This is a genomic window from Streptosporangium sp. NBC_01469 (genome assembly GCF_036227305.1).
GTDB lineage: Bacteria > Actinomycetota > Actinomycetes > Streptosporangiales > Streptosporangiaceae > Streptosporangium.
This window is the reverse complement of sequence record NZ_CP109465.1, coordinates 3,286,852-3,311,171: the sequence shown is the minus strand read 5'-3', so window position 1 is coordinate 3,311,171 and position 24,320 is coordinate 3,286,852. Positions and strand designations below refer to the sequence as shown.

The 24,320-nt window shown below is 72.2% G+C and carries 21 protein-coding genes; 15 read left to right on the top strand and 6 right to left on the bottom strand.

Going from position 1 to position 24,320, the window contains the following annotated elements; genetic code table 11:
* Window positions 1-50: 50 nt before the first annotated feature.
* The 6 genes from OG587_RS15055 to OG587_RS15030 all read left to right on the top strand — a co-directional run bounded on the left by OG587_RS15055 (window position 51) and on the right by OG587_RS15030 (window position 5,896).
* Window positions 51-686 carry a Uma2 family endonuclease gene (locus OG587_RS15055; RefSeq protein WP_329090729.1) on the top strand — a complete coding sequence of 212 codons (636 nt, stop codon included), beginning with the start codon at window positions 51-53 and terminating at the stop codon, window positions 684-686.
* Window positions 687-792: 106 nt separating this feature from the next.
* Window positions 793-1,074, top strand: coding sequence for an SHOCT domain-containing protein (locus tag OG587_RS15050; protein WP_329090727.1), 282 nt, complete (start codon window positions 793-795; stop codon window positions 1,072-1,074).
* Between the two features lie 117 nt (window positions 1,075-1,191).
* Window positions 1,192-1,710, top strand: coding sequence for an RNA polymerase sigma factor (locus tag OG587_RS15045; protein ID WP_329090725.1), 519 nt, complete (start codon window positions 1,192-1,194; stop codon window positions 1,708-1,710).
* Window positions 1,707-2,900 carry a hypothetical protein gene (locus OG587_RS15040; RefSeq protein WP_329090723.1) on the top strand — a complete coding sequence of 398 codons (1,194 nt, stop codon included), beginning with the start codon at window positions 1,707-1,709 and terminating at the stop codon, window positions 2,898-2,900. The genes OG587_RS15045 and OG587_RS15040 overlap by 4 nt, the downstream gene beginning before the upstream one ends.
* Before the next feature lie 130 nt (window positions 2,901-3,030).
* Window positions 3,031-4,356 carry a sulfite exporter TauE/SafE family protein gene (locus OG587_RS15035; protein ID WP_329090721.1) on the top strand — a complete coding sequence of 442 codons (1,326 nt, stop codon included), beginning with the start codon at window positions 3,031-3,033 and terminating at the stop codon, window positions 4,354-4,356.
* A gap of 127 nt (window positions 4,357-4,483) precedes the next feature.
* A complete protein-coding gene (locus tag OG587_RS15030) occupies window positions 4,484-5,896 on the top strand; it encodes a tetratricopeptide repeat protein (protein WP_329090719.1) in 1,413 nt (470 codons plus the stop codon).
* A gap of 88 nt (window positions 5,897-5,984) precedes the next feature.
* Here OG587_RS15030 and ald read toward each other — a convergent pair whose 3' ends face one another.
* Both ald and OG587_RS15020 read right to left on the bottom strand, forming a co-directional pair.
* The gene (gene ald / locus OG587_RS15025) at window positions 5,985-7,100 is read right to left on the bottom strand and encodes an alanine dehydrogenase (protein ID WP_329090718.1); all 1,116 of its coding nucleotides are present in this window, start codon (window positions 7,098-7,100) and stop codon (window positions 5,985-5,987) included.
* Window positions 7,101-7,413: 313 nt separating this feature from the next.
* Window positions 7,414-8,808: an aspartate aminotransferase family protein gene (locus tag OG587_RS15020; RefSeq protein ID WP_329090716.1), complete on the bottom strand. Its 1,395-nt coding sequence runs from the start codon at window positions 8,806-8,808 to the stop codon at window positions 7,414-7,416.
* 281 nt (window positions 8,809-9,089) lie between these two features.
* On the opposite strand from OG587_RS15020, the gene OG587_RS15015 reads away from it, so the two are divergent.
* The 4 genes from OG587_RS15015 (at window position 9,090) to OG587_RS15000 (ending at window position 14,172) form a co-directional block, all read left to right on the top strand.
* Window positions 9,090-10,436 (top strand): M20/M25/M40 family metallo-hydrolase, encoded by a 1,347-nt coding sequence (locus OG587_RS15015; protein WP_329090714.1) that lies wholly within the window; start codon window positions 9,090-9,092, stop codon window positions 10,434-10,436.
* A 434-nt stretch (window positions 10,437-10,870) separates the two neighbouring features.
* The gene (locus tag OG587_RS15010; protein WP_329090712.1) at window positions 10,871-12,685 is read left to right on the top strand and encodes a substrate-binding and VWA domain-containing protein; all 1,815 of its coding nucleotides are present in this window, start codon (window positions 10,871-10,873) and stop codon (window positions 12,683-12,685) included.
* Window positions 12,685-13,416 (top strand): hypothetical protein, encoded by a 732-nt coding sequence (locus OG587_RS15005; RefSeq protein ID WP_329090710.1) that lies wholly within the window; start codon window positions 12,685-12,687, stop codon window positions 13,414-13,416. Before OG587_RS15010 ends, OG587_RS15005 begins: the two co-directional genes overlap by 1 nt.
* Before the next feature lie 9 nt (window positions 13,417-13,425).
* Window positions 13,426-14,172, top strand: a complete 747-nt coding sequence (locus OG587_RS15000; protein WP_329090708.1) for a PspA/IM30 family protein — start codon at window positions 13,426-13,428, stop codon at window positions 14,170-14,172.
* A 310-nt stretch (window positions 14,173-14,482) separates the two neighbouring features.
* On the opposite strand, the gene OG587_RS14995 is transcribed toward OG587_RS15000, so the two are convergent.
* Window positions 14,483-15,007 (bottom strand): cysteine dioxygenase family protein, encoded by a 525-nt coding sequence (locus tag OG587_RS14995; protein WP_329090706.1) that lies wholly within the window; start codon window positions 15,005-15,007, stop codon window positions 14,483-14,485.
* A 75-nt stretch (window positions 15,008-15,082) separates the two neighbouring features.
* Here OG587_RS14995 and OG587_RS14990 point away from each other — a divergent pair, with 75 nt between their 5' ends.
* From OG587_RS14990 to OG587_RS14975, 4 genes are all read left to right on the top strand, one after another.
* Window positions 15,083-15,949 carry a LysR family transcriptional regulator gene (locus tag OG587_RS14990; RefSeq protein WP_329090704.1) on the top strand — a complete coding sequence of 289 codons (867 nt, stop codon included), beginning with the start codon at window positions 15,083-15,085 and terminating at the stop codon, window positions 15,947-15,949.
* 95 nt (window positions 15,950-16,044) lie between these two features.
* The gene (locus OG587_RS14985; RefSeq protein ID WP_329090703.1) at window positions 16,045-16,686 is read left to right on the top strand and encodes an ABC transporter ATP-binding protein; all 642 of its coding nucleotides are present in this window, start codon (window positions 16,045-16,047) and stop codon (window positions 16,684-16,686) included.
* 68 nt (window positions 16,687-16,754) lie between these two features.
* Window positions 16,755-18,251 (top strand): DUF6297 family protein, encoded by a 1,497-nt coding sequence (locus tag OG587_RS14980; protein ID WP_329090701.1) that lies wholly within the window; start codon window positions 16,755-16,757, stop codon window positions 18,249-18,251.
* A gap of 43 nt (window positions 18,252-18,294) precedes the next feature.
* The gene (locus OG587_RS14975) at window positions 18,295-18,939 is read left to right on the top strand and encodes a LysE family translocator (RefSeq protein ID WP_329090699.1); all 645 of its coding nucleotides are present in this window, start codon (window positions 18,295-18,297) and stop codon (window positions 18,937-18,939) included.
* A 49-nt stretch (window positions 18,940-18,988) separates the two neighbouring features.
* Here OG587_RS14975 and OG587_RS14970 read toward each other — a convergent pair whose 3' ends face one another.
* Both OG587_RS14970 and OG587_RS14965 read right to left on the bottom strand, forming a co-directional pair.
* Window positions 18,989-19,942: an aldose epimerase family protein gene (locus tag OG587_RS14970; RefSeq protein WP_329090696.1), complete on the bottom strand. Its 954-nt coding sequence runs from the start codon at window positions 19,940-19,942 to the stop codon at window positions 18,989-18,991.
* On the bottom strand, window positions 19,939-20,910 hold the full coding sequence (locus OG587_RS14965) for a LacI family DNA-binding transcriptional regulator (protein WP_329090694.1): 972 nt from the start codon (window positions 20,908-20,910) through the stop codon (window positions 19,939-19,941). Before OG587_RS14965 ends, OG587_RS14970 begins: the two co-directional genes overlap by 4 nt.
* Before the next feature lie 419 nt (window positions 20,911-21,329).
* On the opposite strand from OG587_RS14965, the gene OG587_RS14960 reads away from it, so the two are divergent.
* Window positions 21,330-22,451: a Gfo/Idh/MocA family protein gene (locus OG587_RS14960; protein ID WP_329090693.1), complete on the top strand. Its 1,122-nt coding sequence runs from the start codon at window positions 21,330-21,332 to the stop codon at window positions 22,449-22,451.
* A 41-nt stretch (window positions 22,452-22,492) separates the two neighbouring features.
* On the opposite strand, the gene OG587_RS14955 is transcribed toward OG587_RS14960, so the two are convergent.
* Entirely contained in the window at window positions 22,493-24,130 is a 1,638-nt protein-coding gene (locus OG587_RS14955; protein WP_329090692.1) for a YncE family protein, read from the bottom strand.
* Between the last annotated feature and the right edge of the window lie 190 nt (window positions 24,131-24,320).

The following is a 24,320-nucleotide window of genomic DNA, read 5'->3' as shown; positions in this document are numbered from 1 at the left end:
ACCCCCTCCCCTGGAATACTCAGCGTGTTCACGGCGAGACGGAGGGGCACATGATCATGGAAACAGCGCCACGCCGACGTCACGCGGATCTGAGGCCCTCTCCCGGAACCGCGTCCCGACGTCTGCCACACACGCCACGCGAACTCTTCGACGCCCTCCCGTCCCTTCCTGGACTGCGAGCCGAGGTGATCGACGGAAGGCTGGTGGTGAGCCCATTGGGCACCCCGGAACACGCCCGAATGGCGATGCGCCTCTTCTCCGAGCTCCGTCACCTGATCGCGGAGGGCGACCTGAACGCGTACACGGGTAACGTCGCGGTCCGCGTCGACGGGTCCCACGACTCGGTCGTTCCCGACTTCGTCCTGGCGCCCGTCGACTGCCCGCGCTGGGGCGCCCGCGAGCTGCTCTCCTCCGGCCTCCTCATGGTCGCCGAGATCGTGTCTCCGGGAAGCGCCGTCGACGACCGCGACCGCAAGCCCGCCATCTACGCCTCCGGCGGTGTCCCCGTGATGCTCCTCATCGACCCTGTGGCCACCCCCGCCACCGTGACGGTCCTCAGCGACCCCAAGGAGGGCGAGTACCGGACCTCCACCCGGGTCGAGACGGGTTCACGCCTCCACCTCCCCGAGCCGGTCGGCTTCACCCTCGACACCTCGATCTTCGTGGACGCCCCGGCCACGCCGTGACGAGCGGGGGCGTACGCCACGGGAGGTAGGGCGGGATCGGACGACGGGCCGATTCGCGGTGGGCGTCGCGAGGGGAGGGTGGGGGTGTCTAAAAGGAGGTGAGGACATGGATGTCCTCTCGATGGCCCCCCACTGGGGCCCCGGACCGTGGTGGCCAGTGTTCCCGGCTTTCTGGATCGTGTTCTGGATCGTGCTGGGGACGCTCGCGTTCCGGGCCCGACGCAACGGGTGGGGGCCGTGGGGGGCCCGCCGCGCGTCCCCGGCGACCCCGCCGCCCAGCACGACCGCGACGGCGGAGCAGATCCTCGCCGAGCGGTACGCACGCGGCGAGATGAGCGGCGACGAGTATTTCGAGCGCGTGTCGGTGCTGAAGAGCGGCGCCGCCTGAGCGCGCACCCGGCGGGCCGCGACGCCTTCTCACGGCGGCCCCGACCGGTCGGGCGGGTGCGCGCATGGCCGTGCCCGCCGAGGCAGCGGATCGGGACCGGTACGCGTTCTTAGAAGCATGAACGGTGAGATAGTCGCTCGCGCGCCCGCGCCGCCCGGCGCCGAGGCGATACTGGTCGACCTGTATCGCGAACACCGGCTCGCCCTGGTGCGCCTGGCCGTGCTGCTCGTCGGCGACCGGGAAGGGGCGGAGGACGTCGTACAGGACGTCTTCTCCAGACTGCACGGCAAGCGTCCCGAGGTCCTCACCCTGACGTACATCCGCGTCTGCGTGCTCAACGCCTCGCGTTCGGTCCTGCGCAGGCGCGGCGTCGCCGCCAGGGCGGTGCCGGGGCGGCCGGACGAGCCGGTGGACTCCGCGGAGACGGCCGCGCTGCTGGGCGAGTCGCGGCAGGAGATGCTGGCCGCGCTCGGCCGGCTGCCCAGGCGGCAGCGCGAGGTCCTCGTCCTTCGTTACTACCTCGACCTGTCCTACGCCGACATCGCCCAGGCGACACGCGTCAGGGAGAGCACCGTGCGGTCCACCGCTTTCAGGGCCCTGGAGCGGCTTGAGCGCGAACTGGGAGGCAAGGCATGACCGACATCGAGGACCGGCTCAGGGACGCGATGGCCGCCAAGGCCGAGACCGTGCTGGACGACGGGCGGACCCGGGCCCTGCCCCCGCCACGCGGGCTGTCGTCCGGCGCCAGGTGGTGGGCGCCGATGACGGTGGCGGCCGCCATCGCGATCGTGGCGGTGGCCACCGTCGTGGGGACGCGGACGGTCACGCCACCCGCTCCACCCATTCCGGCGGTACGGCCGACGCCCCACGTCGGCCCCCTTTCACCACCGGTCAAGCAGGTGTGGCCGGGCGCGGTGCACGAGATCCCGACGAAGGGACCGGGCGGCCGGGTGTTCAAGCCGGACGTGTTCGTCACCGACCGGGTCGTGGTGGGGCGGGGACTCACCGGGAACCGGCTCGACGGGATCTGGTCGTACGACGTCGACCGGCGGAGGTTCACCCAGATCGCACCGCTCAAGAACGGGAGCGTGATGAACGCGCCGCTGGTCTTCGGTGACGGGTATGTGGCATGGTCGGCGCTCCGCGACCGCATGACGGAGATATGGGCGGTGCCGGTCACCGGCGGCGTTCCGCGACGGATCGCCTCGATCACGGCCGCGCTGACCAGTGAAAACAGCTACATGGGGATCGATCTGGCCATCGCCGGCGGCATGGCCGTGTGGTCGCCGCTCGACGGCGGCGTCTACCGGGCCCCGCTGAAGGGCGGGAAGGCGTCCCTGATCAATGGCACGAGGGGCTATTACCTGGTCGACTGGCCGTGGGCCGGGTGGCCCGAGCGGGACATGACGGTGGACCACCCCATCACTCGCCCCATGGAGTTCCTGAAGAACGTCCTCACCGGCGAGGCCAGGGACGCGGCCCCTCCCGCCGGGCGAACGTCGTGGGACGACTGCGGGGTGACGTGGTGCTTCAACGGCGTCGAGGCATGGCGACGCGACGGGACGGGCCCGCGCGGGCTGCCGGGGACATCCTACGGGGATCTCTACTCGGGCCGCTTCGTCCTGCTCCACCAGAAGGACCGCGACGGCAGGCGGGCGAGCGCCGTGCACGACGTCGCCACGGGACGCACCGGCCTGCTGTTCCCGATTTCGACAGGCCAGGGCGAGAAGCCCTCCCCCACCCTGTACGCGCAGGAGGGCATGTTCTGGTTCCGGACGGAGCGGGGCACCCAGGTTCTCCTAAACCTGAACGCCGCCGGACGATGAGTTTCGCCGTCGGCGGGATTTACCCGCGCACCCGGCCGCCAAGAAACGTCGAAGAACGCTGGGGACCTGGACGTCCGGTAAGGACAGCGTGAGCGTTCGGTAAGGAAATGTCACCATCAGTAATCCTCTGGTGAGATTACGTTTGGTCCGTGGGGATCGGGATGGTTACCGGGGATGTCCGCTGAGCGCGGGACCGGCCGCGCTGTTCGCCGGAGGGCTCGCCGCCGGACTGGTCGCGGGTACGGCCTCGTGCGCGGCCGTGCAGGGCGGCCTGCTCACCGGCCTCACCTCCCGCGGCCGTCCGGCCCGCGCCGACAGACACGGCGGACACGGCGGACACGGCGGGAGTGACGGGAGCGGGGCGGGCCCTTCGGGTCCCGCGGTCGTCGCGCTGTTCCTCGCCGGGCGCCTCGGCTCCCACGTGGTGGCCGGAGCCCTGCTCGGGCTGGCCGGGTCCGCCGTGCGGCTGGGCCCCCAGGTCAGGGCCGCGCTGCTCGTCACGGCCGGGATCGCGGTCGTGTTCTTCGGAATCCGCCTGTTCGGCCGCGAGCCGGAGGGCGGATGCCACCCGGGCACCACGCCGAGCGGGCGTACGTGGCGGCGTGGCGGCGTGTCCGGGATCGCCGCCCCCACGCCCAGGGCGCTGGCGCTCGGGGCCGCGACGATCCTGCTGCCGTGCGGGGTGACGCTCAGCACCGAGATGGTCGCGGTCTCCAGCGGGTCGGCGCTGGGCGGGAGCGCGGTGATGGCGGGGTTCGTGGCCGGGACGGCGCCCGCGTTCGCGCTGCTCGGGCTGGTCCTGCGGCAGGCCGCGGCCACCAGGATGGCGGCGCTGGCGGGGGTCGTCGCACTGGCGGCGGGCCTGTGGACGATCTCCTCGGGGCTGAGCCTCGGGGGATGGCTCCCCGGATCCGGCGGCCCGGCGACGGCGTCGGACGGCTCGGCACGGGTGATGAGCGCCCCGGCGGGAACGGCAGGGGCTGCGGGAAGCCCGGCGGACACCGTGGGCGCCCCGGCGGGGACGGCGAACGACCAGGCGAGCGACACCACGATCGACCTGAAAGGGACAGCCGATCTGAAAGGGACAGCGGACGATCAAGCAGGCGACACCACGATCGCCCCGAGAGAAACAGCGGACGATCAAGCGGGCGACACCACGGCCGACCCGGCGGACGATCGGACGAGAGCCGCCGTACGCGCCGCCGACGGCGTCCAGCGGGTCGAGATCTGGGCCACCGACCGGGGATACCGGCCAGGCACGGTGACCGTCCGCGCGGGAGTTCCCGCCGACCTCGTCTTCCACCTCGAGGGCGTCCCCGGCTGCACCCGGACGCTCACGATCGACGGCCGCGACGTGGCACTGCCCGCCACCGTACGGCTGGGCGCGCGGAAGGCGGGCTCCCTGCGCTACGTCTGCTCGATGGGCATGTACGTGGGGTTCGTGCGCTTCGTCTGAGCGTCAGCGCACCCGGGGGACCGATGGGCGGACCGGCGGGCGGAAGTCCGCGATTACCCTCCGCCATCGAGTGGTTACGTGCCACCCTGTGATCTGTCGGCTGCGCGCCGTCGGCGAGGAGGGTGACATGGGGTGGTGGCCTGACGACCAGGAGGCGGCCGCGGGGCTGATACCCACCCCCCGGAGCACCGAGCACGAGAACGACACGGACGGCGAGACGGAGCTGCTGCTCGCCGCGCACGGCGGTGACGTGCAGGCCGCCCACCTGCTCGGCCGCCACTTCGCGCAGCGGGGCGACCGCTCGGCGGCGCGGCACTGGTGGGAGCGCGCGGCCGCCGCGGGAAACCTCGACAGCGCCTACAACCTGGGGATCTGGCACGAGAAGCACGGCACCCCCGCGGAGGCCGCGAGGTGGTACGAGCTGGCGGCGAACGCCGGAGACGTCGAGGCCGCGGTGAACCTGGCGACCCTCCTGCTGGATCAGCACGGCGACGTCCCGGCCGCCCGGCGGTGGTTCGAGACGGCGGCCAGGGCGGGCTCCCGTGCGGCGGCCAGGCGGCTCGCGCTGCTCTGCGAGGACGGCGGCGAGGTGAAGGCCGCCGGGGAGTGGCATCACAGGGCCGCGATGGACGGCGACCTGGCCTCGGCCCACGACCTCGGGTTCCTCGCCTACGCCTCCGGCGAGGAGGACGAGACGCTGCGCTGGTGGGAGCTGGCCGCGCGGAGCGGCCATGCCGACGCGGCCTACCACCTCGGGCTGTTCCTGCAGGCCAACCGCGACCCCGAGGGGGCGGAGGCGTTCTTCCGGCTGGCCGCCAGGAACGAGCACCCCGGCGCCGCGTCCCAGCTCGGCGGGATCGCGCTCTCCCTCGGCGACCTGCGCACCGCGCGCGCCTGGTTCGAGCGGGCGGCCTGCACCGGCAGGATCGACGACCAGCGGACGGCCGGATTCGTGTGCGTGGAGATGAGCGACTCGCAGGGGGCCGGCCACTGGTTCAGCCGGGCCGCGGCGGGTGGCGACCCGGAGGCCGCCTTCAATTTCGGCCTGCTGCTTATCGCCGAGCACAGCGATATGCAGGGCGGGCAGCACTGGTTCCGCCAGGCGGCACAGGCCGGGCACCACCGGGCCGCGGTCGAGCTGGCCGCGCTGCTGTCGGCCGCGGGCTTCTCCCGCGAGGCGGAGCGGTGGCTGTCCGATCCCCCCTCTCCCCCGTGGAGCCGGACCACCGAGCCCGAGCTCGTCGCCCGCGCCGAGCTGGCCTCGGCCGCCGTCGCCCGACGGGGCGGCGCCCCCCTGAGGGTCGCCGACCTGACCGAGATCCTCGGCACCTGGGATCTCGTCACCCGGCCGCTGCGCGACCACACCGACGTCACGGCGTGGCTGACCGAGCGGAGCGGGCTGCCGTCGGGCGCGATCGAGCACCTGGCGTCCGTACGGGCCACGCTGTTGCGCCCCGGAGGCGCCCCCTGGCCGACCCCGGCGGAGATCGAGCACGTCCTGGTCACCGCCCGCGCCCTGCGTTCCGGCTGGTCGCCGTGACCGGCACCGTACGTCCCCCACGGGCCGACCCCGCCGGCCCGTGGGGCCCGTCCCGCGCCCTGCCCGCGCGGGACGTACGAAACCCGGCTCAGGCGGCGATGACCTCGGAGACCGGCACGTACGGCAGGTCGAGGGCGATGGCGACCTGCTCGTTGGTGAGCCGTCCCGCGTGGGTGTTGAGGCCCAGCGCGAGGGAGGCGTCCCGCTGGAGCGCGGTCTTCCAGCCGAGGCCGGCCAGCTTGACCGCGTAGGGCAGCGTGGCGTTGGTCAGCGCGTAGGTGGAGGTGTTGGCGACGGACCCCGGCATGTTGGCCACGCAGTAGAAGATCGAGTTGTGGACCCGGTAGGTCGGCTCGGCGTGCGTGGTCGGGCGGGAGTCCTCGAAGCAGCCGCCCTGGTCGATGGCGATGTCGACGAGCACGGAGCCCGGCTTCATGCGGGAGACCAGCTCGTTGGAGACGAGGGTCGGCGCCTTGGCGCCGGGGATCAGCACGGCGCCGATGACCAGGTCGGCCTCCAGGACCTCCTTCTCGATCGCGTACGAGGTCGAGACGAGGGTCTTGAGACGGCCCTGGTAGATGGCGTCGATGAAGCGCAGGCGGTCGACGTTGAGGTCCAGGACGGTGACGTCCGCGCCCATGCCGACCGCGATCTGCGCGGCGTTGAGCCCGGAGACGCCCGCGCCGATGACGACGACCTTGGCGGGGGCCACGCCGGGCACGCCGCCGGGCAGCACGCCGCGCCCGCCGTTGAAGCGCATGAGGTTGTAGGCGCCGACCTGCGGGGCCAGGCGGCCCGCGACCTCGGACATCGGGGCGAGCAGCGGCAGGGTGTTGCCGACCTGGACGGTCTCGTACGCGATGCCGGTGACCTGCCGGTCGAGGAGGGCGTCGGTGCACTCGCGGCCCGCCGCGAGGTGCAGGTAGGTGAAGAGCACCTGGCCGGGACGCATGCGGTGGTACTCCTCCGCGATGGGCTCCTTCACCTTGAGGATCATCTCGGCCTGGTCCCACACCTCGTCGGCGGTGTCGAGGATCTTGGCCCCGGCGAAGAGGTACTCCTCGTCGGTGAGGTGCGAGCCGAGGCCCGCGTCGCGCTGGATGTAGACGTCGTGGCCGTGACGGACAAGCTCGTGCACGCCGGCCGGGGTCGCGGCGACGCGGTACTCGTGGTTCTTGACCTCGGCAGGCACGCCGATCTTCATGGGATTTCCTTTCGTTGTTTCGACGGAGTGGCACGGCGGGGCTTCCGCGGGTGCGGTGCGGTCACTCCGGCGGACATGACGCCGGGAGAACAGCCGGGAGGACAGCCAGGAGGACACGGCGTCCCGCCGGGCTCGTCTCCGGGCAGGCGTTCGGCACGGCGGCCGGACGGGCGGCGGGTCGGCGTACCGCTCGACCGCCGGGAGGAACAACGTACGGCGGCGGGAGGGCAGGTGGGCGCGAGGGGCGCCGGTGGGTGCGGCGCGTCCCTCCGGGCCGCGCGTGGCGGTCCGGAGGGGGCGCGGCCATGCGCGCTCAGAGGCGGCTCCATGCCTCCGTCAGCACCGAGTGGAGGATGGACTCGATCTCGTCGAACTCCTTGGGGCCGCAGATGAGCGGCGGGGCGAGCTGGATGACCGGGTCGCCCCGGTCGTCGGCGCGGCAGTACAGGCCCGCCTCGTAGAGGGCGCCGGAGAGGAAGCCCCTGATGAGGCGCTCGGACTCCTCGGTGTTGAAGGTCTCCTTGGTGACCTTGTCCTTGACGAGCTCGATGCCCCAGAAGTAGCCGGAGCCGCGCACGTCGCCGACGATCGGCAGGTCGCGGAGACGCTCCAGGGTGGAGCGGAAGACGGGCTCGTTGCGGGTGACGTGGCCGAGCAGGTCCTCCCGCTCGAACAGGTCGAGGTTGGCCAGCGCGACGGCCGAGGACACCGGGTGGCCGCCGAAGGTGTAGCCGTGGGCGAACATCTCGGTGCCGTTCTTGAACGGCTCGAAGAGGCGCTCGGAGGCGATCATGGCGCCGATCGGCGAGTAACCGCTGGTCATGCCCTTGGCGCAGGTGATGATGTCGGGGACGTAGTCGAACTTCTGCCCGCCGAACATGGTGCCGAGGCGGCCGAAGGCGCAGATGACCTCGTCCGAGACGAGCAGGACGTCGTACTCGTCGCAGATCTCGCGCAGGCGCTTGAAGTATCCGGGGGGCGGCGGGAAGCAGCCGCCCGCGTTCTGCACCGGCTCGACGAAGACGGCGGCCACGGTGTCGGGGCCCTCCATCTCGATGGCGCGGGCGACGCGCTCGGCGGCCCAGTAGCCGTACTGCTCGGGCGTCATGCCGGGCACGCCGGTGATCTCGTCGGCGCGGTAGTGGTTGGTGTTGGGCACCCTGACGGAGCCCGGCACCAGCGGCTCGAACATCTGCTTGAAGGCCGGGATGCCGGTGATCGACAGGGCGCCCTGCGGGGTGCCGTGGTAGGCGATCTGGCGGCTGATGACCTTGTGCTTGAGCGGCTTTCCGGTGATCTTGAAGTACTGCTTGGCGAGTTTCCACGCGCTCTCGACGGCCTCGCCGCCGCCGGTGGTGAAGAAGACGCGGTTGAGATCGCCGGGGGTCTCCGCGGCGAGACGCTGGGCCAGCTCGACGGCCTTGGGGTGCGCGTACGACCACAGCGGGAAGAACGCCAGCTCCTGGGCCTGCTTGGCGGCGGCCTCGGCCAGCTCGCTGCGGCCGTGACCCGCCTGGACCACGAAGAGCCCGGCGAGGCCGTCGAGGTAGCGCTTGCCGTGCACGTCGTAGATGTAGGAGCCCTCACCCCGCACGATCATCGGCACCTCGGCGCCCTCGTACGAGCTGTGCCGGGTGAAGTGCATCCACAGGTTGTCCTGCGCGGCCTTCATGAGCGAGGTCACGTCGGTGTTTTCAGGGTGCGTCATCACGATCTTCCCTCGTTGAGCTGAGCTCCCAACAGTCTGCATGCCAGAACAGCTCTTGCCAAGTGAAAACGTGGCATTAAAGTGCGAGAACCTCGGAATCCGCAAAACCACTATGTAACAACGACGAAATCCGCGATCAGATGAGAAGGACATCCGATCATTGCCCAAACCCCGGTTCCACTTGGCGGAACCCTGGTGTGCTGGAATCGTGCGCGAGGGCGGCGGCAGCCGCGCCTGTGATCCAATAGGACGCACCAGATATTGAGATGCGGGGGAAAGTCGTGACTCCTGACGAGATCGAGAACGCCGTCACCGCCGGCATGCCCCAGGCGGTCGCGGACCTCAAACGGCTCGTCGCCATCCCCTCGGTGGCCTTCCCCGGCCACCCCGAGGAGCCCGTGCACGCGGCCGCCGCGGTGACCGAGGAGCTGCTGCGCAGCACCGGCCTGCCGCACGTGCGGCAGATCCCCGTCGAGGGCAGCTTCCCCGCCGTCTACGCCGAGGCCCCCGCCCCGCCCGGCGCGCCGACCGTGCTCCTGTACGCCCACTACGACGTGCAGCCCACGGGCGACCTCGCGCTCTGGCGCACCCCGCCCTTCGAGCCGACGGAGATCGACGGCGCGATCCACGGCCGTGGCGCGGCCGACGACAAGTCGGGCGTCATCTCCCACGTCGCGGCGCTCCGCGCCTTCCAGGGGCGGTTCCCGGTCGGCGTCAAGGTCATCATCGAGGGCCAGGAGGAGTACGCGGGCGAGCGCCTGGAGTCCTTCGTCGAGCACAACCCCGAGCTGTTCCGCGCCGACGCGATCGTGGTCGCCGACACCGGCAACCCCCGGGTGGGCGACCCCTCGGTGACGACCTCGCTGCGCGGCATGGGCGCCTTCACCGTCGAGGTGCGCACCCTCAAGGAGTCGCTGCACAGCGGCTCGTTCGGCGGCGCCGCCCCCGACGCCCTCGCGGCGCTGATCCGGATGCTCGCCGCCCTGCACGACGACCACGGCGACATCCGCGTCCCAGGCCTGCCGCGCGGCAGTTTCCTCGGCACCGGTCCGTCGGAGGAGGACTTCCGCTCCACCGCGGGCGTGCTCGACGGCGTCTCCACGATCGGCTCCGGCTCGCTGGCCGACCGTCTGTGGGCCTCGTACGCGATCACGGTCACCGGCCTGGACGTGCCGACGGTCTCCGGCGCGATCAACGCGGTCCAGGCCGTCGCCAGGGCCCGGGTGACCGTACGGGTGCCCCCGGCGGGCGACCCGAAGACGACCCTCGAGGCCGTCGTCGACTTCCTGCGGCAGGTCGCCCCCTGGGGCGTCCAGGTGGACGTCGGCGACTACACCATGGGCTCCGGCTACCTGGCCGACACCGGCGGCGCGGCCCGCTCCGCGCTGAACCGGGCCATGGAACGTGCCTTCGGCCGTCCCCCGCGCGACGTCGGCGCCGGTGGCTCGATCCCGCTCGTCTCCACCTTCGTCAGGCAGTTCCCCGCCGCCACGATCCTGCTCTTCGGCGCCGAGGACGACGACGCGGCGATCCACGCCCCCAACGAGCGCGTGAACATCGAGGAGCTCCGCCGCACAGCCACCGCCGAGGCGCTCTTCCTCCAGGAGTACGGCTCCACGGCGTTCTGACCTCCGGCATCGGGCTTTCCCGGCGACTCCCGCGGAAAGCCCTTAACCAGCGGGTGACCGGGCACGGGAGCCACGGGACGCGCCGGACGCCTCCCCGACGCCTTCACCATGGCGGTGGAGGCGATCGCCGAGCAGGTCCACGCCTCCCTCGTCGGCTTTCTCCGCGGACGTGTCACCGCCGGGCACCTCCGCGGAAGCGTCACCCCACGGCCCCTCCCCGCCTCCGAGGACGCGTCACCCGGCGGTCCCCTGTTCCTCCCTCCCCCGAAGAAGGAACCACGGGGGCACGGAGAAACCGCGAAGTCAGCGCCGACGGCCCGGGATCCAGCGCGAATTCGCCGGTTTCCGGCGTCCGCGAACAACTCCGGCCATGGCGAACTCTCGGGGCGTTTCGTTCGTCGGAGTAGGTACAGACATCCCCCCGGGAGGCAGGGTTGTACCAGCAACCACAGCGACGGCGGAGGAACTTCGCCCCGTTCATCATCGCGATCATTCTTGCCGGAGCCCTGATCGTCGCCCTGCGGATCCTCGTCGGCGCAAACGAACCCGGAGCGGGTGAGGCCGCCGAGCGGCCCAAGGCCTGCGACGACGGCGTCACCCTGACCGTCGCCGCCTCGTCGGAGAAGGCCGAGCTGCTGCGGACGATCGCCGCCGGCTACAGCGGCAGGCAGGTGGGCGGGCGCTGCGCCGACGTCGTCATCGAGACCAAGGCGAGCGGCGGCGCCATGCAGGCGCTGGCCAGGGGCTGGGACGAGCGCCAGGACGGCCCCCGCCCCGACGTGTGGTCGCCCGCGAGCAGCGGCTGGATCAGCCTGCTCCAGCAGCGCGCCGCGGGAAACGACTCCTCCTCCCTGGTCACCGCCGACAACCCGTCCATCGCCAAGACGCCGCTGGTCGTCGCGATGCCCCTGCCGATGGCCGAGGCGCTGGGCTGGCCGAGCAGGAAGCTCGGCTGGTCCGACCTGCTCGCCGTGTCGGCCGGGTCGTGGGCGAAGTACGGCCACCCCGAGTGGGGACGGTTCAAGCTGGGCAAGACCAACCCCAACTTCTCCACCAGCGGCCTGAACGCCACCGTCGGCGCCTACTTCGCGGCGACCGGCCTGTCCGGTGACCTGTCGGAGAAGAACGTGGCCGACGCGAAGGCCAGGGACTTCGTACGGGGTGTGGAACGGTCGATCGTGCACTACGGCGACACGACGCTGACGTTCCTGTCGAACCTCCAGCGGGCCGACGACGCGGGCGCGGGCCTGAGCTACATCTCCGCGGTGGCCGTGGAGGAGAAGTCGGTCTGGGACTACAACCAGGGCAACCCGACCGGTGACCCCGCGACGCTGGGCAAGCACGCCAAGCCCAAGGTTCCGCTGGCGGCGATCTATCCCAAAGAGGGCACGCTCCTCTCCGACAACCCGTACGCGGTGCTGACGGCCCCGTGGGTCGACGACGCCAAGCGGGCGGTGGCGGCCGACTTCCTCGTCCACCTCCAGGCCCCGGAGCAGCAGGCCAGGTTCGCCGAGTTCGCCTTCCGCTCGCATGACGGCAAGCCGGGCAAGCTGATCACCCAGGCGAACGGGCTGCTGCCCGCCGAGCCGAGGACGACGCTGAGCCCGCCCGCGCCGAACGTGCTCGACAAGATGCTCACCGGCTGGGCCGACCTGCGCAAACCCGCGAACGTCCTCATGGTCATCGACGTCTCCGGCTCGATGGGCGCCTCCGTGCCCGGCACGGGCAAGAGCAAGCTCGACCTGGCCAAGCAGGCCGCGATCAACGCGCTGCCCCAGTTCGGCCCGCACGACAGGGTGGGGCTGTGGATGTTCTCCACCAAGCGCGACGGCGAGAAGGACCATTTGGAGCTGGCCCCGCTGGCCACTGTCGACAACGCCCAGCGCGAGAAGCTGCGCGACCGGCTCGCCGGGCTCACCCCCGACGGGGGCACCGGCCTGTACGACACCGCGCTCGCGGCCCACGAGCAGGTGCGCGAGCTGCGCAGCGGTGACGCGATCAACGCGGTGGTCTTCCTGACCGACGGCAAGAACGAGGACCCCGACAGCCTCTCCCTGGAGAACCTGCTACCCGACCTGCGTACCGAGGCGGGCCAGGAGACGGTGCGGATGTTCACGATCGCCTACGGCCAGGACGCCGATCTCGGCGTGCTGAGGCAGATCTCCGAGGCGACCGCCGCCGCCGCGTACGACTCTCGCGAATCCGGAAGTATCGACCAGGTGTTCACCGCGGTGGTATCCAACTTCTGATGGCACGCCTCGCCGACGAACTCAGGGACCCGTGGGGCCTGCTGCTGGGCGCGACCGCGGCCGGCGCCGCGTGGGCCGTCAGCGTGCACCCGGCCGCCGCCGTGTTCGTGGGCGCGGTCGTCTGGCTGTCCAAGGCGGGCATCGCGGCCCTGCAGGACCGCGGGCACCGCACCGGGCCCGCCGTCGCTCCCGGAAGCCAGGAGGAGTACTGGCTCGCGCGGGCCGGGTCCGCCGCGTACGGCTTCGGCGAGCTGAGCGCCTCGATGGAGCACGGCCCGCTGGCCGAGCGGATCGCGCTGATGCGGCCCCGGATCGACGACTCGACGGCCACGCTGGAACGGCTGGCCGAGCAGGCCTCGCTCACCGGCACCGCGCTGGCCAGGTTCGACCTCGACAGGCTCGGGCACGAGCAGGCCAGGCTGGCGCGGGCCCGCGAGGAGGCGGGGCAGGGCCCGGCCCAGGACATCGACCGCGCCCTCGCCTCACTCGCCTCCCAGCGGGCCGTGGTCGAGCGGCTCTCCGCGACCCGGCAGCGAGTGCTCGCCCGGATGGAGTCGAGCGCCATCGGCATCGAGGGGCTCCTCGCCCGGCTGGTGGAGCTGTCGGCGGTGTCGGCGAACGGCCCGCTGGAGCCGCTCCGGGTGCTGGACGAGCTCGCCGACACCCTTGAGGGAGTCCGCCGGGGCCTCCACGAAACCGAGCAGATCACGCGCGACGCGCTGGATCGATAAGGAGCCCTCATGTTCAAGGTCATCCGTCGGGCCTGGCGCTACCTGATCTTCGCCGTCTCCGGCCGGCTGGACGAGCTGTCCGACCCACGGGTCCAGATCGAGCAGGCCGTCCAGGAGGCCAAGGAGCGGCACCGGCGGCTGAGCCAGCAGGCCGCGACGGTGATCGGCAACGAGCGCGAGCTGGAGATGAGGCTCGCCCGTTCCATGGAGGAGACCGAGAGGCTCCAGGCCAACGCCCGCCAGGCCCTCCTGCTGGCCGAGCAGACCCGGGTCGCCGGCGACGAGCGCAAGGCCCTGTCGTACGAGGACTCGGCCCGCGCCTTCGCCTCGCGCCTGGTGGCGGCCGAGAGCGCGCAGCGGGAGTCGCGGCTGGCGCACGAGCGGGCCGCCCAGGCCTCGGCCCAGGCGCGGGCCGCGGTCGAGACCAACGCGATGGCCCTGCAGAAGAAGATCGCCGAGCGGATGCGCCTGCTCTCCCAGCTCGACCAGGCCAAGGTGCAGGAGGAGCTCAACAGGGCGATGGGCGACCTGTCCGGCCTCACCCCCGCCGACGAGACGCCCACCATGGACGAGGTACGCGAGAAGATCGAGAAGCGCTACGCCCGCGCCCTGGGCGAGGCCGAGCTCACCTCCGGCTCCGTCGAGGCCCGCATGATCGAGGTCGAGCGCGCCGCCCTCGACGCCGAGGGCGCCGCCCGCCTGGAGGCCATCAGGAAGAGCCTGAACCCGGAAGGGAAGCCCGAAGTAGAGAAATAAGCGAAAAAAGGACCTTCCCCCGCAGTCTCCGCGGCCCTTACATGCCAGCGCGGCTCCCGCGACTCCTACGGCCATCGCGGCCTCTGCGGCTCCCACGGCCCTTGCGGCCATCGCAGTCCCCGCGGCTCCTGCCTCCGGATTCCGGCTTTCCCGTGTTCCCTCGCGTTCCCCGGCCCCCGCCTCCGGTTTCCCCGCCGATCAGGCGGGGTCGCCCCTCACGCGGCGGCGGGCCGCCGGGGGCGGGCCCGGCCCGATGGGGAGGCCAGGCCCGTGGGCCCCGCTCACCGGACGGGCGGGACGCAGGGGTCGTTCAGCGGACGGGCAGGTCGTAGACGCGGCGCACGCTGGTGGGGGCGGCGCTGAGGTCGGCCCCGTAGACGTGGAGCGAGATGGCCGTCTCGTCGCCCGTGTTGTGGACGCGGTGGATGTCACCGGGCGGGGCGAAGCCGCTCACCTCGCCGGCCTGGTTGGCGGTCCTGCCGATCTCGGTCAGGTGGTCGCCGTGGTCGCGGTAGAGGGTCTCGTACTCCACGCCCTGCAGCACGCCGAACACGCACCACGCGATGTGGTCGTGGATCACGGTCTTCTGTCCGGGCCGCCAGACCACGGCCAGGATCGAGAAGGCCTCCTCGGTGTGGAGGGTGTGGCCGACATAGCGGTCGGGGTCTCCGAGGCGCTCCTCCTCGGTGAGGATCTCGGGGGACGGCAGCCGTTCACGCAGCAGCCCGGCCACGGCGAAGGCCGTCGCCCGAGCGTCGGCGGACGGGTCGACGAGCTCCCGGACCCCCGCGACCAGCTCGGCCAGGCCCGGACGGGTGAGCGTCAAGGTTGTCATGCTTCAAGGATGCGCCGGGGAGATCCATAACGTCTAATGCCTATCTTCCCGCTTATTCATAGATAAAGTTGATACATGCTTGATATCGTGCGACTTCGCGTCCTCGCCTCGGTGTCCCGGCACGGCTCGGTGACCGCGGCGGCCAGGGAGCTGCACTACTCCCAGCCCTCGGTGAGCCACCACCTCGCGAAGCTCGAGGCCGAGACCGGGGCCAAGCTGATCCAGCGGGTCGGCCGGGGCATCCGGCTGACCGAGGCGGGCCGCCTGCTCGCCGAGCGGGCCACCGAGATCATCGGCCGCCTCGACTCCGCGTCCGCCGAGCTGTCGGCGCACGTGGGCCTGCGCGCCGGGCGGGTCAGACTGGCCGCCTTCCCCTCCGCCCTCGGGACGTTCGTGCCCGAGGCCGCCGCCGTCCTCGCCGAGGGGCACCCCGGCCTGGAGCTGCGGCTGACCGAGACCGAGCCCCCCGACGCGCTGCGCATGCTCAAGGCCGGCTACGTGGACGTGGCGGTCATCTTCCGCTACGACGACACCGCCCCCGAGGCCGACGGGATCCGGCTGCTCCACCTGCTGGACGACCCCAGCCACCTGGTCACCTCCGGTCCGGTCGGCGACCTGACCTCCCACCGCGACTCCCAGTGGATCGGGGGCTGTGACCGGTGCCGCAGCCACCTGCTGGAGCTGTGCGCCAGGGCGGGCTTCGAGCCGGAGATCGCCTTCACCACCGATGACATCGTCGCCGTCCAGGCCCTGGTCGCCGCCGGGATCGGGGTGAGCGTCCTGCCGGGGCTCGCCCTGCACGCCCACCGGCATCCGAAGATCAACGCGACCGAGCTTCCCGGCTCGACCCGCCACGTCTACGCCGCAACCTACGGCGAGCCCCCCGACCCCCCGGCCACCACCGCCCTGCTGGCCGCCCTGACCTCGGTGACGTCCCCGTAGGACGCCCATGCCGCCCCCGCCGAACGCGCGGGCGTACCGCCGGGGGCCGGACGCCCGCCCGCGCGGTCGGGGCCCGCGGTGGCTACTCTCGAACGGTGCTCACAGCGATCGTCACGGTCCACGGTCTCAGCGTGGAACTCGGCGGCAACCCCGTGCTCCGCGACATCAGCCTGACGGCGGCCCCCGGGGAGGTCGTCGCCGTGATCGGCGCGAACGGCACGGGAAAGTCGACGTTGCTGCGCTGCCTGGCCGGGCTGCACCCCACGCCCCCCGACGCGCTGCGCGTCCTGGGCGGCCCCCCGAGGGACGACGCCGGCTTCTGGCGCGACGTCGCCCTGGTCGAGGACGAACCGGCGTGGTATCCGGGTCTGACGGCGCGCGAGCACCTGGAGCTGATGCACGCCGTCCACGCTCCGGCCCGGCTGGAGGTCGAGGCGGCGCTGGAGCTGTTCGACCTCGGGGAGCGCGCCGACGCGTCGCCGTTGACCCTCTCCACCGGCCAGCGGCAGCGGCTCTCGCTGGCGGCCGCCCTGCTCAGGCCGAGCAGGCTGCTGCTCCTGGACGAGCCGGAGCGCGGGCTCGACGAGATGTTCCGCGGGCGTCTGGCCACGATCCTGACGGGCTACGCGAGCGCCGGCGGCACGGTGATCATGGCGACCCACGACCACCGGCTCGCCGAGGGCACCCGGGCTCGCCAGGTCATGCTGGCGGCCGGCCAGGTGACGGGCCGATCATGAACGCGGAGCAGGGTTTGAACACGGCGCCGAACACGAACACGGCGCCGAACACGAACGCGGAGCCGGGCGTGAGCACGGCCCGGAGTGCCCGCGCCTTCGTCAGAGCTCGCGGCAGCGCCCCCGCGAGCTGGCTGGACCGCTACACGACGCTGTTCGGACTGGCGATACTGCTCGCCGTACTGGCCCAACCGGCCTCGTCCGCGCTCGCCTCGCTCGCCCGGCAGGCGGACCCGTCGCGGACGGGAGCCGGACTCGCCCTGGTCATGCTCGCCTACGCCGGTCTTCTCATCGCCGCCCGCGCGCTCGGCCCCGTCGCGCTGCCGGCCGCCGACGCCGCCTGGCTGCTGCTGTCCCCGCTGCGCCGCCGCGGTGTGCTGGGCCGGACGGCGACGCTTCTCCTGGTGCTGGCCGTCCTGGCCGGAGCCGCGCTCGGGGTGGGCGCGCTCACCGTCCTGGGCGCGCCGGACCAGCTGGCGCTGCGGCTGGTCACCGCCGTGCTCCTGGGTGTCTCGGCGAGCGTGGGCGGCATGGCGCTGGCCATGCTCTCCCAGTCGTCGCAGAGCTGGCAGCCGTGGCTGAACGCGGCCGTCGTCGTGACCGCCCTGCTGGCCGCAGTGGCGGCGCTGTCGGCGCTGAGCGGCCCGGCGCGGCGCTTCGTGGCCGAGGTCGCGAACGCGCCCGCGCCGCAGGGCGTGCCGATGGCCGGTCTCGCCGTCGCGGCAGCCGCCCTGCTCGCGTGGAGGGCGTGGTCGGCGCTGGCCGGGATTCCGGCGCGGGCCGTGCTCTCCGCCTCCACCCGGGCGGGTCACGTGAGCACCGCCGCCGTCGGCATGGATCCGGGAGCCCTGACCTGGATCGCCGAGGACAACCACTGGCGGGGGCGTACCCTGCGCTCGCGCCCCTGGCCACCGCTGCCCGCCCCACTGGCCCTGGCCTGGCAGGACTGGCGTCGGCTGGGGCGGCGTCCGGGCCGGCTGGCCGCCCTGCTCGGAGGTGTGGCGCTGCCCGTGCTGGCGGCGTCGGCGGCCGGTGAGGTCGGCGCGGTCGTGACGGGCGTCGTGTTCGCCGGGGCGCTGACCGCCACGGTGGCGGGCATCTCGGGCGCGCGACGCGACGGCGACAACCCGGGCCTGGCCCGGCTGCTCGGGGTCGGCGCCCGCTCGGCTCTGGCCGCCAGGTCGCTGCTGCCGGCGCTGCTGGGCGGTGCCTGGCTGACCCTCGCCCTGGCCTGCATGTCCCTGGCGGGCGCGCTCGGGACGGGCCCGTGGTGGCTGTTCGGACCGCTCGCCGCCCCCGCCCTGGCCGCCGGAGGCCTGCGGATGGCACGCCGGAGCCCGATCGACCACACCATGCCGATCATCGAGACGCCGGCGGGGACGATACCGATCGGCCCGCTCATCTGGGGTATGACCGGCGTGGACCTCGCGCTGCTCGGATGCCTCCCGCTGGTGCTCGCGCTGGGTCCCCAGCCGTCCTTTCCCACCGCCTTGCTGGTCGTCCAGGCTCTGACCGGTACGGCCGTCCTGCTGGGCTATCTGCTCCGGGCGGGAGCCGCCCGGAGGTGAAAATGTGAGGCGCCCGGGGAACCGGTGACCCTACGATCCAGATATGCCGGATTTGCCAACTCTCGCGCTCTTCGCCGCCGCGACCCTCGCCCTGCTGCTCGTACCGGGGCCCGCGGTGCTCTACATCGTGACCCGCAGCGTCGCCCAGGGCCGGTCCGCCGGGCTGATATCGGTGCTCGGCATCCACCTCGGCTCGCTGGTCCACGTGGCCGCCGCCGCCCTGGGCATCAGCGCCCTGCTCGCGGCCTCGTCGACCGGGTTCACGATCGTGAAGTATCTCGGCGCCGCCTACCTGATCTGGCTGGGCGTGCGCAAGCTCATGACCCGCTCGAACGGGGAGGAGTCCTTCGAGCCGCGGATGGCGACCAGATCGCGGATGTTCTGGGAGGGCTTCGTGGTCAACGTGCTCAACCCGAAGACCGCGATCTTCTTCCTCGCCTTCCTGCCGCAGTTCGCCGACCCGGAGGCCGGGCCGATCGCCCCGCAGATCGTGCTGCTCGGCCTGATCTGGACGGTGCTCGGCATGGCCAGTGACGGCGCCTTCGCCCTGCTCGCCTCGGCCATGGCGGGCCGCCTGCGCCGCTCGGCCCGCGCCCGCCGCCGTCTGGACGTCACCAGCGGCGTCGTCTATCTCGGCCTGGGAGCCGTCGCGGCCTTCAGCGGCGAGAACTCCATGGCCAAGGCCTGAGGACGGGCCCTCCCCTCAGGCCCTTCAGGCCTCTCAGACCCGGTGCCCGTCAGGTGAAGCGGTAGGTGGTGGTGGAGTCGAACCGCTCGCCGGGGCGCAGGACCACCGAGGGGAAGTGGGGCCGGTTGGGCGAGTCGGGGAAGTGCTGGGTCTCCAGGCACAGGCCCGCGTGCTTTCCGTACGCGGTGGCGACGCCGTCCAGGAAGTTGCCCGTGTAGAACTGCACGCCCGGCTCGGTGGTGGTGACCTCCATGGTGAGCCCCCCGGCCGGTTCGCGGACCTCCATGCCGCCGCGCAGGACGTAGCAGTGGTCGTAGCCGCCGCCCAGCAGGGGGTCGGCGATCCGCTCGCCGATCTCGTACGGCGAGGTGAAGTCGAACGGGGTTCCGGCGACCGGGGCGAGCTCCCCGGTCGGGATCTGCGTGGCGTCGACCGGCAGGTAGTGGTCGGCGTCGATGCGGACCACGTGCTTGAGGACGTCGCCGCCCCCGGCGAGGTTGAAGTAGGAGTGGTTGGTGAGGTTCAGCACGGTCGGCGCGTCGGTGACCGCGTGGTAGTCGATCCGGATCGCGTCGCCGGTCAGCGTGTAGGTGACCGAGACGGTGAGCGTGCCGGGGTAGCCCTGCTCGCCGTCCGGGCTGACGTGCTCCAGGGTCACGGCGGTGTCCGAGGCGGCGGTGATCCGCCAGACCCGGGTGTCGAAGCCGTGCGTCCCGCCGTGCAGGCTGTTGGGGCCGTTGTTGACCGGCAGCTCGTGGTCGCGGCCGTCGAGGGTGAAGCGCCCGCCCGCGATGCGGTTGCCGTACCGGCCGACCACGGCGCCGAAGTAGCGGCTGCGCGTCAGGTAGTCGCCGAGGTTGTCGTAGCCGAGGACCACGTCGACGCCGGAGACCTCCAGCGACTGCAGGATCGCCCCGTAGCTGAGGATCGCGGCGCGCATCGGCCCGTTCGACAGCACGTGCCGCTCGACCCGCTCGCCCGACGGGGTGGTTCCGAAGGTCATTGTCGTGCCTCTCCGGTGGATTCACGGACGACCAGGCTGGTGTCCAGGGTGGCCAGGGTAGGGGTGGCACCGTCGTCGAACGACTGCAGCAGCAGGTCCACGGCCATCCGCCCGGCGGCGGCCGTGGGCATGGCCACGGTGGTCAACTTGGGCCGGTTCAGCCGTCCGGGCACGATGTCGTCGACGCCGACCACGCTGACCTCGTCGGGGACGCGCACGCCGCGCTCGTACAGGCCCTCGATGAGCCCGATGGCCACCAGGTCGTTGTAGGCGAGCACGCCCGTCACCCCGGCGGCGACCACCTCGGCGGCGACGGCGAGGCCGCCCTGCTCGGTGGGCGCGTTCGGGCCGAGGATCACCAGCTCGACGCCGTCCGTCGCGGTCGCGGCGGCGCGCATCTCGCCGCTGGTCCACGAGCCGACCGGCCCGGAGAGCAGGGCGATCCTGCGGTGGCCGAGCCGGATCAGGTGCTCGATCGCGAGGCGGGCGCCCTGGCCGACGTCCATCAGTATCGTCGGCATGCCCTTCACCCGCCGGTTGACCACCACGAACGGCACGTCGGCGCGGAGCCGCTCTATGACCCGGTTGGACAGCCGGGGGCTGCAGAGCAGGACCCCGTCGACCTGCTTGGCGAGCGTCTGGATCAGCTCCTCCTCGACCTGCGGGTCCTCGTCGGTGTCGGCCACGAACACGTGGTAGTCGCGGGCCCTGGCCTGCGCCTGGGCGGCCTTGATCAGCGGCGGGAAGAACGGGTTGGAGATGTCGGCGACGATGAGGCCGATGTTGTGGGTCCTGCCGGTGGTGAGGGCCCGCGCGGCGCGGTTGGGCCGGTAGCCGAGATCCTCGGCGACGGCGAGCACGCGGTTGCGGGTCTCGGTGTTCACCAGGTGTGGCGCCGAGAAGGTGCGGGACACCGTCGAGACGTGCACTCCCGACGCCCGCGCCACGTCCCTGATCGTCGCTGCCACCGCGCTCCTTCGCCCTGGCCCTCCACCGGGCCTTGAAGCACATTAGTGCAAGCGGTTGCGCGACTGTCAACGCCGGAATCGGGTGGTCTGCGAAACGGTACCGGAGCAATCCCGCCGCTCTGGCGATCGCAAATACCGAAAAATATGCAGATGGGAAGCGCTTTACCAAATTGGGCCCTTGACGTTACTGGCAGATGTCATCAATGTTTCTTGCAACCGGTTGCAGCCCTGACGCCGATTCGGAGGGAGTTGCCGGCGATGGCGATCACCACGGCGGATCCCCGGATACGCCGCCGTCCGGGCCGCCCCGCGAGCGCGCGGCGAGCCCGGCCACCGGGTGGGCGGACGGCGCCGGTGAAGAAGGGCGAGACGCGCGCCGGAGACCACCGGCGCCCGGGACTGCGATGGGAGGTGGCGTGATGGAACCGGTTCGCGTGGTGCTCGCCGGGGCGCACGGGCACGGCCGGTGGCACCTGTCGAACGTGCGGCGGCTGGCCGAGGCCGGACTGGTGGAGCCGGCCGGGGTGTGCGACGTGCGGCCGGTCGACGACCTGCCCGAGGGGGCGGAGTTCTCCGGCGACCTGGTCGGCCTGATCGGGCGTACCGGCGCCGAGGTGACGATCCTGTGCACGCCCGTCCACACCCACGCCGAGCTGGCGGAGAAGGCGCTGCGCGCCGGGTCGCACGTGCTGCTGGAGAAGCCGCCCGCCGCCACGTACGCGGACTACCTGCGGATCGCCGCGGTGGCCCGGGAGACGGGGCTCGCCTGCCAGGTGGGATTCCAGAGCCTGGGCTCGGAGGCGATCCCCGCGACCCGGCGGATGGTCGCCGAGGGGACGATCGGCCGGGTCACCGGGATCGGCGCGGCGGGCGCGTGGGAGCGCCCCTACTCCTACTACGGGCGGGTGCCGTGGGCCGGAAGACGCGAGGTCGACGGCGTTCCCGTGGGGGACGGCGTCCTCACCAACCCGCTCGCGCACGCGACCGCGACCGCGCTGGCCGTCTCCGGCGCGGTGGTGGAGAACGTCGAGGTCGAGCTCTACCGGGCCAACGCGATCGAGGCGGACGACACCTCGTGCGTACGGGTACGGATGGACGACGGGACCGTGGTGACGGTCGCGGTCTCGCTGTGCGCGGACCGGCGGCACGAGCCGTACCTGATCGTGCACGGCGAGAACGGGCGGATCCGGCTGACCTACACCGAGGACCGGGTCGAGTTCGACGGGACCTCGGTCGTCCACCCCAGGACCGACCTGCTGGAGAACCTCGTCGCGCACATCCGCGACGGCGCCGGCCTGCTCGTACCGCTGGAGAGGGCCGCGGGGTTCATGCGCGTCATGGAGGCGGTGCGGCTGGCGCCCGAGCCGCTGGCCATACCGGACGTGTACCAGGAGATCGGCGACGAGCGCCGGGTGCTGCCCAGGATCGCCGAGCTGACGGCGGCGAGCGCGGAACGGCTGGCGCTCTACTCGGAGCTGCGGGTGCCCTGGAGCGGGCGCCGTCCCGGCGTGGGGCGGCCGTCCTCCGGCGCGAAGCGGTGAACGCGGCACGGCGCGGCCGGACGCCGCGCGCGGCCGTCAGGTCACTCGACCATGATCTGATGGGTGGCCTTGGCCGGCCCGGCCGTGGCCTCCCCTGACCACAACGCGAGGTAGCTGTACCTGCCGGCGATGGCGGGCGTGTCGGTGAACGTGTACGTGCCGTCGGCGTTCACGCTCACCGGCGGCAGCTTGACGCTTCCATCGCTGACGTTGTCGACGTACACGCTGCGCTGCACGGTGAGCGTGGCCCCCGGCGAGGGCGGCTTGCCACCCGCCGTCAGCACGCCGGTCAGCTCCATGGCCGTGCCGACGACGCCTGACTGCGGCCCGTCCATGGTGAGGGTGGATCTGTGCCTGACCGTCACGGTGACGGAGGCGCTGCTTCGGCGGTAGTGGTCGTCGCCGTCCCAGAACACCGAGTAGGTCACCTCACCGATGTCCGGCGGCGTGTCCTCGAAAGTGAACGTGCCGTTCTTCTGCGTCGTCACGCCGGTGATCGGCTCTTTCGTCCCGTCGAGCAGGCGCCGGGTCACCGCGAGCGGCTTGAGCCCGAGCGCCTTGCCGTCGGTGCGGGTGAGCCGCCCCTCGACGGTGACCGGCGAGCCGACATACGCGCGCGCCGGGGCCGTCACCGTCAGATTGGACGCCGGCAGCGCGACGCCCGTCACCCGCCACAGCAGCAGCCGGTTCGCGGAGCTCCGCAGCAGCACGAAGACGTCCGGGCCGGAGAACGCGACGCCGTCCGGAAGCAGTTCGGCGTCCGGCTGGTCGGCCGCGAACATCGCCGCGCCGGTCGCGGCGTCGTAGAGCGTGAGGTCGGTGCTGCCCCACTGGCGTCCCGCGGCGACGTAGGCGCCGCCCGAGCCGAGCGCCACGGCCGACGGGTACCCGTCCCAGCCGTCGCCGTAGGTGCCGGTCACCGCCAGGGTCCTGGTGTCGTACCTGGTGAAGTGACCGGGGGTGTCGGCTGCGGAGAACAGGGTGGTGCCGTCGGAGGTCAGGGCGAGGTCGCGCAGGTAGTCCATGCGCCACTCCTCGCCGTCGATCGTGCCGCGCAGCTCCGGGGTGCCGCCGCCGACGTCGTAGACCAGCATGTCGGCGTGGTGCAGGCTGGTCCGGCCGACCACGAGCGTGTCGCCGGCGGCCGCGAGCACGGGAGCGCGCAGGTGCTCGCCCCCGACCGCCACCGGCGCCGGTGTGGCCGCGCTCAGATCCAGGCCGACGACGCCGCCAGAGCCGTTGTCGCACCCGTGCCCCACCCACAGCCGCTCGCCCAGCAATGCCAGGGTGGACGGGCACGGGTGGGCCGACAGATCGATCCGCCGGGTGACGGCGAGGCTCGCGGTGTCGATCTCGGCCACCTCGTTCGAGCCGGTGAGCGCCGCGTACAGGCGGGTGTCGTCCGCGTTCATGGCCAGCTCGCGGACGCCGGACAGGCCGGTGACGACGCCGCCGGTGAGGTTTCCGCCGGTGTCGGCCACGATGATCCGGTCGTCGGCGGGGACGAACACCCGGCCGCCGCCGACGGCCAGGTCGGCGGTGTAGGAGTCGAAGGTCACCCCGAGGTCGGTCGTGGTGTCGGCCGCCGAGGCGGCGGGGGCCGCGACAGTGAGCAGGCCGGTGAGCAGGCCGACGGCGCCGCAGTGAGCGGCTAATCGGCGAACCAGTGTGTGGCGCACGAGGACCTCCTACACAGATGGGAACATAGGTTCTAATAACGTCTTATGGGTGCTCCCACGTCAAGATCGGCCGATCGCACGACACCGAACCGTGATCAAGCACGTCCGCGAGGCGTCGCCGACCGCGGTCGAGATGCGGCGCCGATCCCGAACATCGTCCTTCGCTCGGCCATCCCCATGCGCCCTCGTG

Bases quoted from the DNA above. Each gene is read 5' to 3' on its own strand.
- OG587_RS15055 (WP_329090729.1), top strand. From the start codon at position 51: ATGATCATGGAAACAGCGCCACGCCGACGTCACGCGGATCTGAGGCCC.
- OG587_RS15000 (WP_329090708.1), top strand. From the start codon at position 13,426: ATGTTCAAGGTCATCCGTCGGGCCTGGCGCTACCTGATCTTCGCCGTC.
- OG587_RS14975 (WP_329090699.1), top strand. From the start codon at position 18,295: ATGCCGGATTTGCCAACTCTCGCGCTCTTCGCCGCCGCGACCCTCGCC.
- OG587_RS14990 (WP_329090704.1), top strand. From the start codon at position 15,083: ATGCTTGATATCGTGCGACTTCGCGTCCTCGCCTCGGTGTCCCGGCAC.
- ald (WP_329090718.1), bottom strand. From the start codon at position 7,100: ATGAAGATCGGCGTGCCTGCCGAGGTCAAGAACCACGAGTACCGCGTC.
- OG587_RS15030 (WP_329090719.1), top strand. From the start codon at position 4,484: ATGGGGTGGTGGCCTGACGACCAGGAGGCGGCCGCGGGGCTGATACCC.
- OG587_RS15020 (WP_329090716.1), bottom strand. From the start codon at position 8,808: ATGACGCACCCTGAAAACACCGACGTGACCTCGCTCATGAAGGCCGCG.
- OG587_RS14995 (WP_329090706.1), bottom strand. From the start codon at position 15,007: ATGACAACCTTGACGCTCACCCGTCCGGGCCTGGCCGAGCTGGTCGCG.
- OG587_RS14960 (WP_329090693.1), top strand. From the start codon at position 21,330: ATGGAACCGGTTCGCGTGGTGCTCGCCGGGGCGCACGGGCACGGCCGG.
- OG587_RS14970 (WP_329090696.1), bottom strand. From the start codon at position 19,942: ATGACCTTCGGAACCACCCCGTCGGGCGAGCGGGTCGAGCGGCACGTG.
- OG587_RS15050 (WP_329090727.1), top strand. From the start codon at position 793: ATGGATGTCCTCTCGATGGCCCCCCACTGGGGCCCCGGACCGTGGTGG.
- OG587_RS15005 (WP_329090710.1), top strand. From the start codon at position 12,685: ATGGCACGCCTCGCCGACGAACTCAGGGACCCGTGGGGCCTGCTGCTG.
- OG587_RS15040 (WP_329090723.1), top strand. From the start codon at position 1,707: ATGACCGACATCGAGGACCGGCTCAGGGACGCGATGGCCGCCAAGGCC.
- OG587_RS15045 (WP_329090725.1), top strand. From the start codon at position 1,192: ATGAACGGTGAGATAGTCGCTCGCGCGCCCGCGCCGCCCGGCGCCGAG.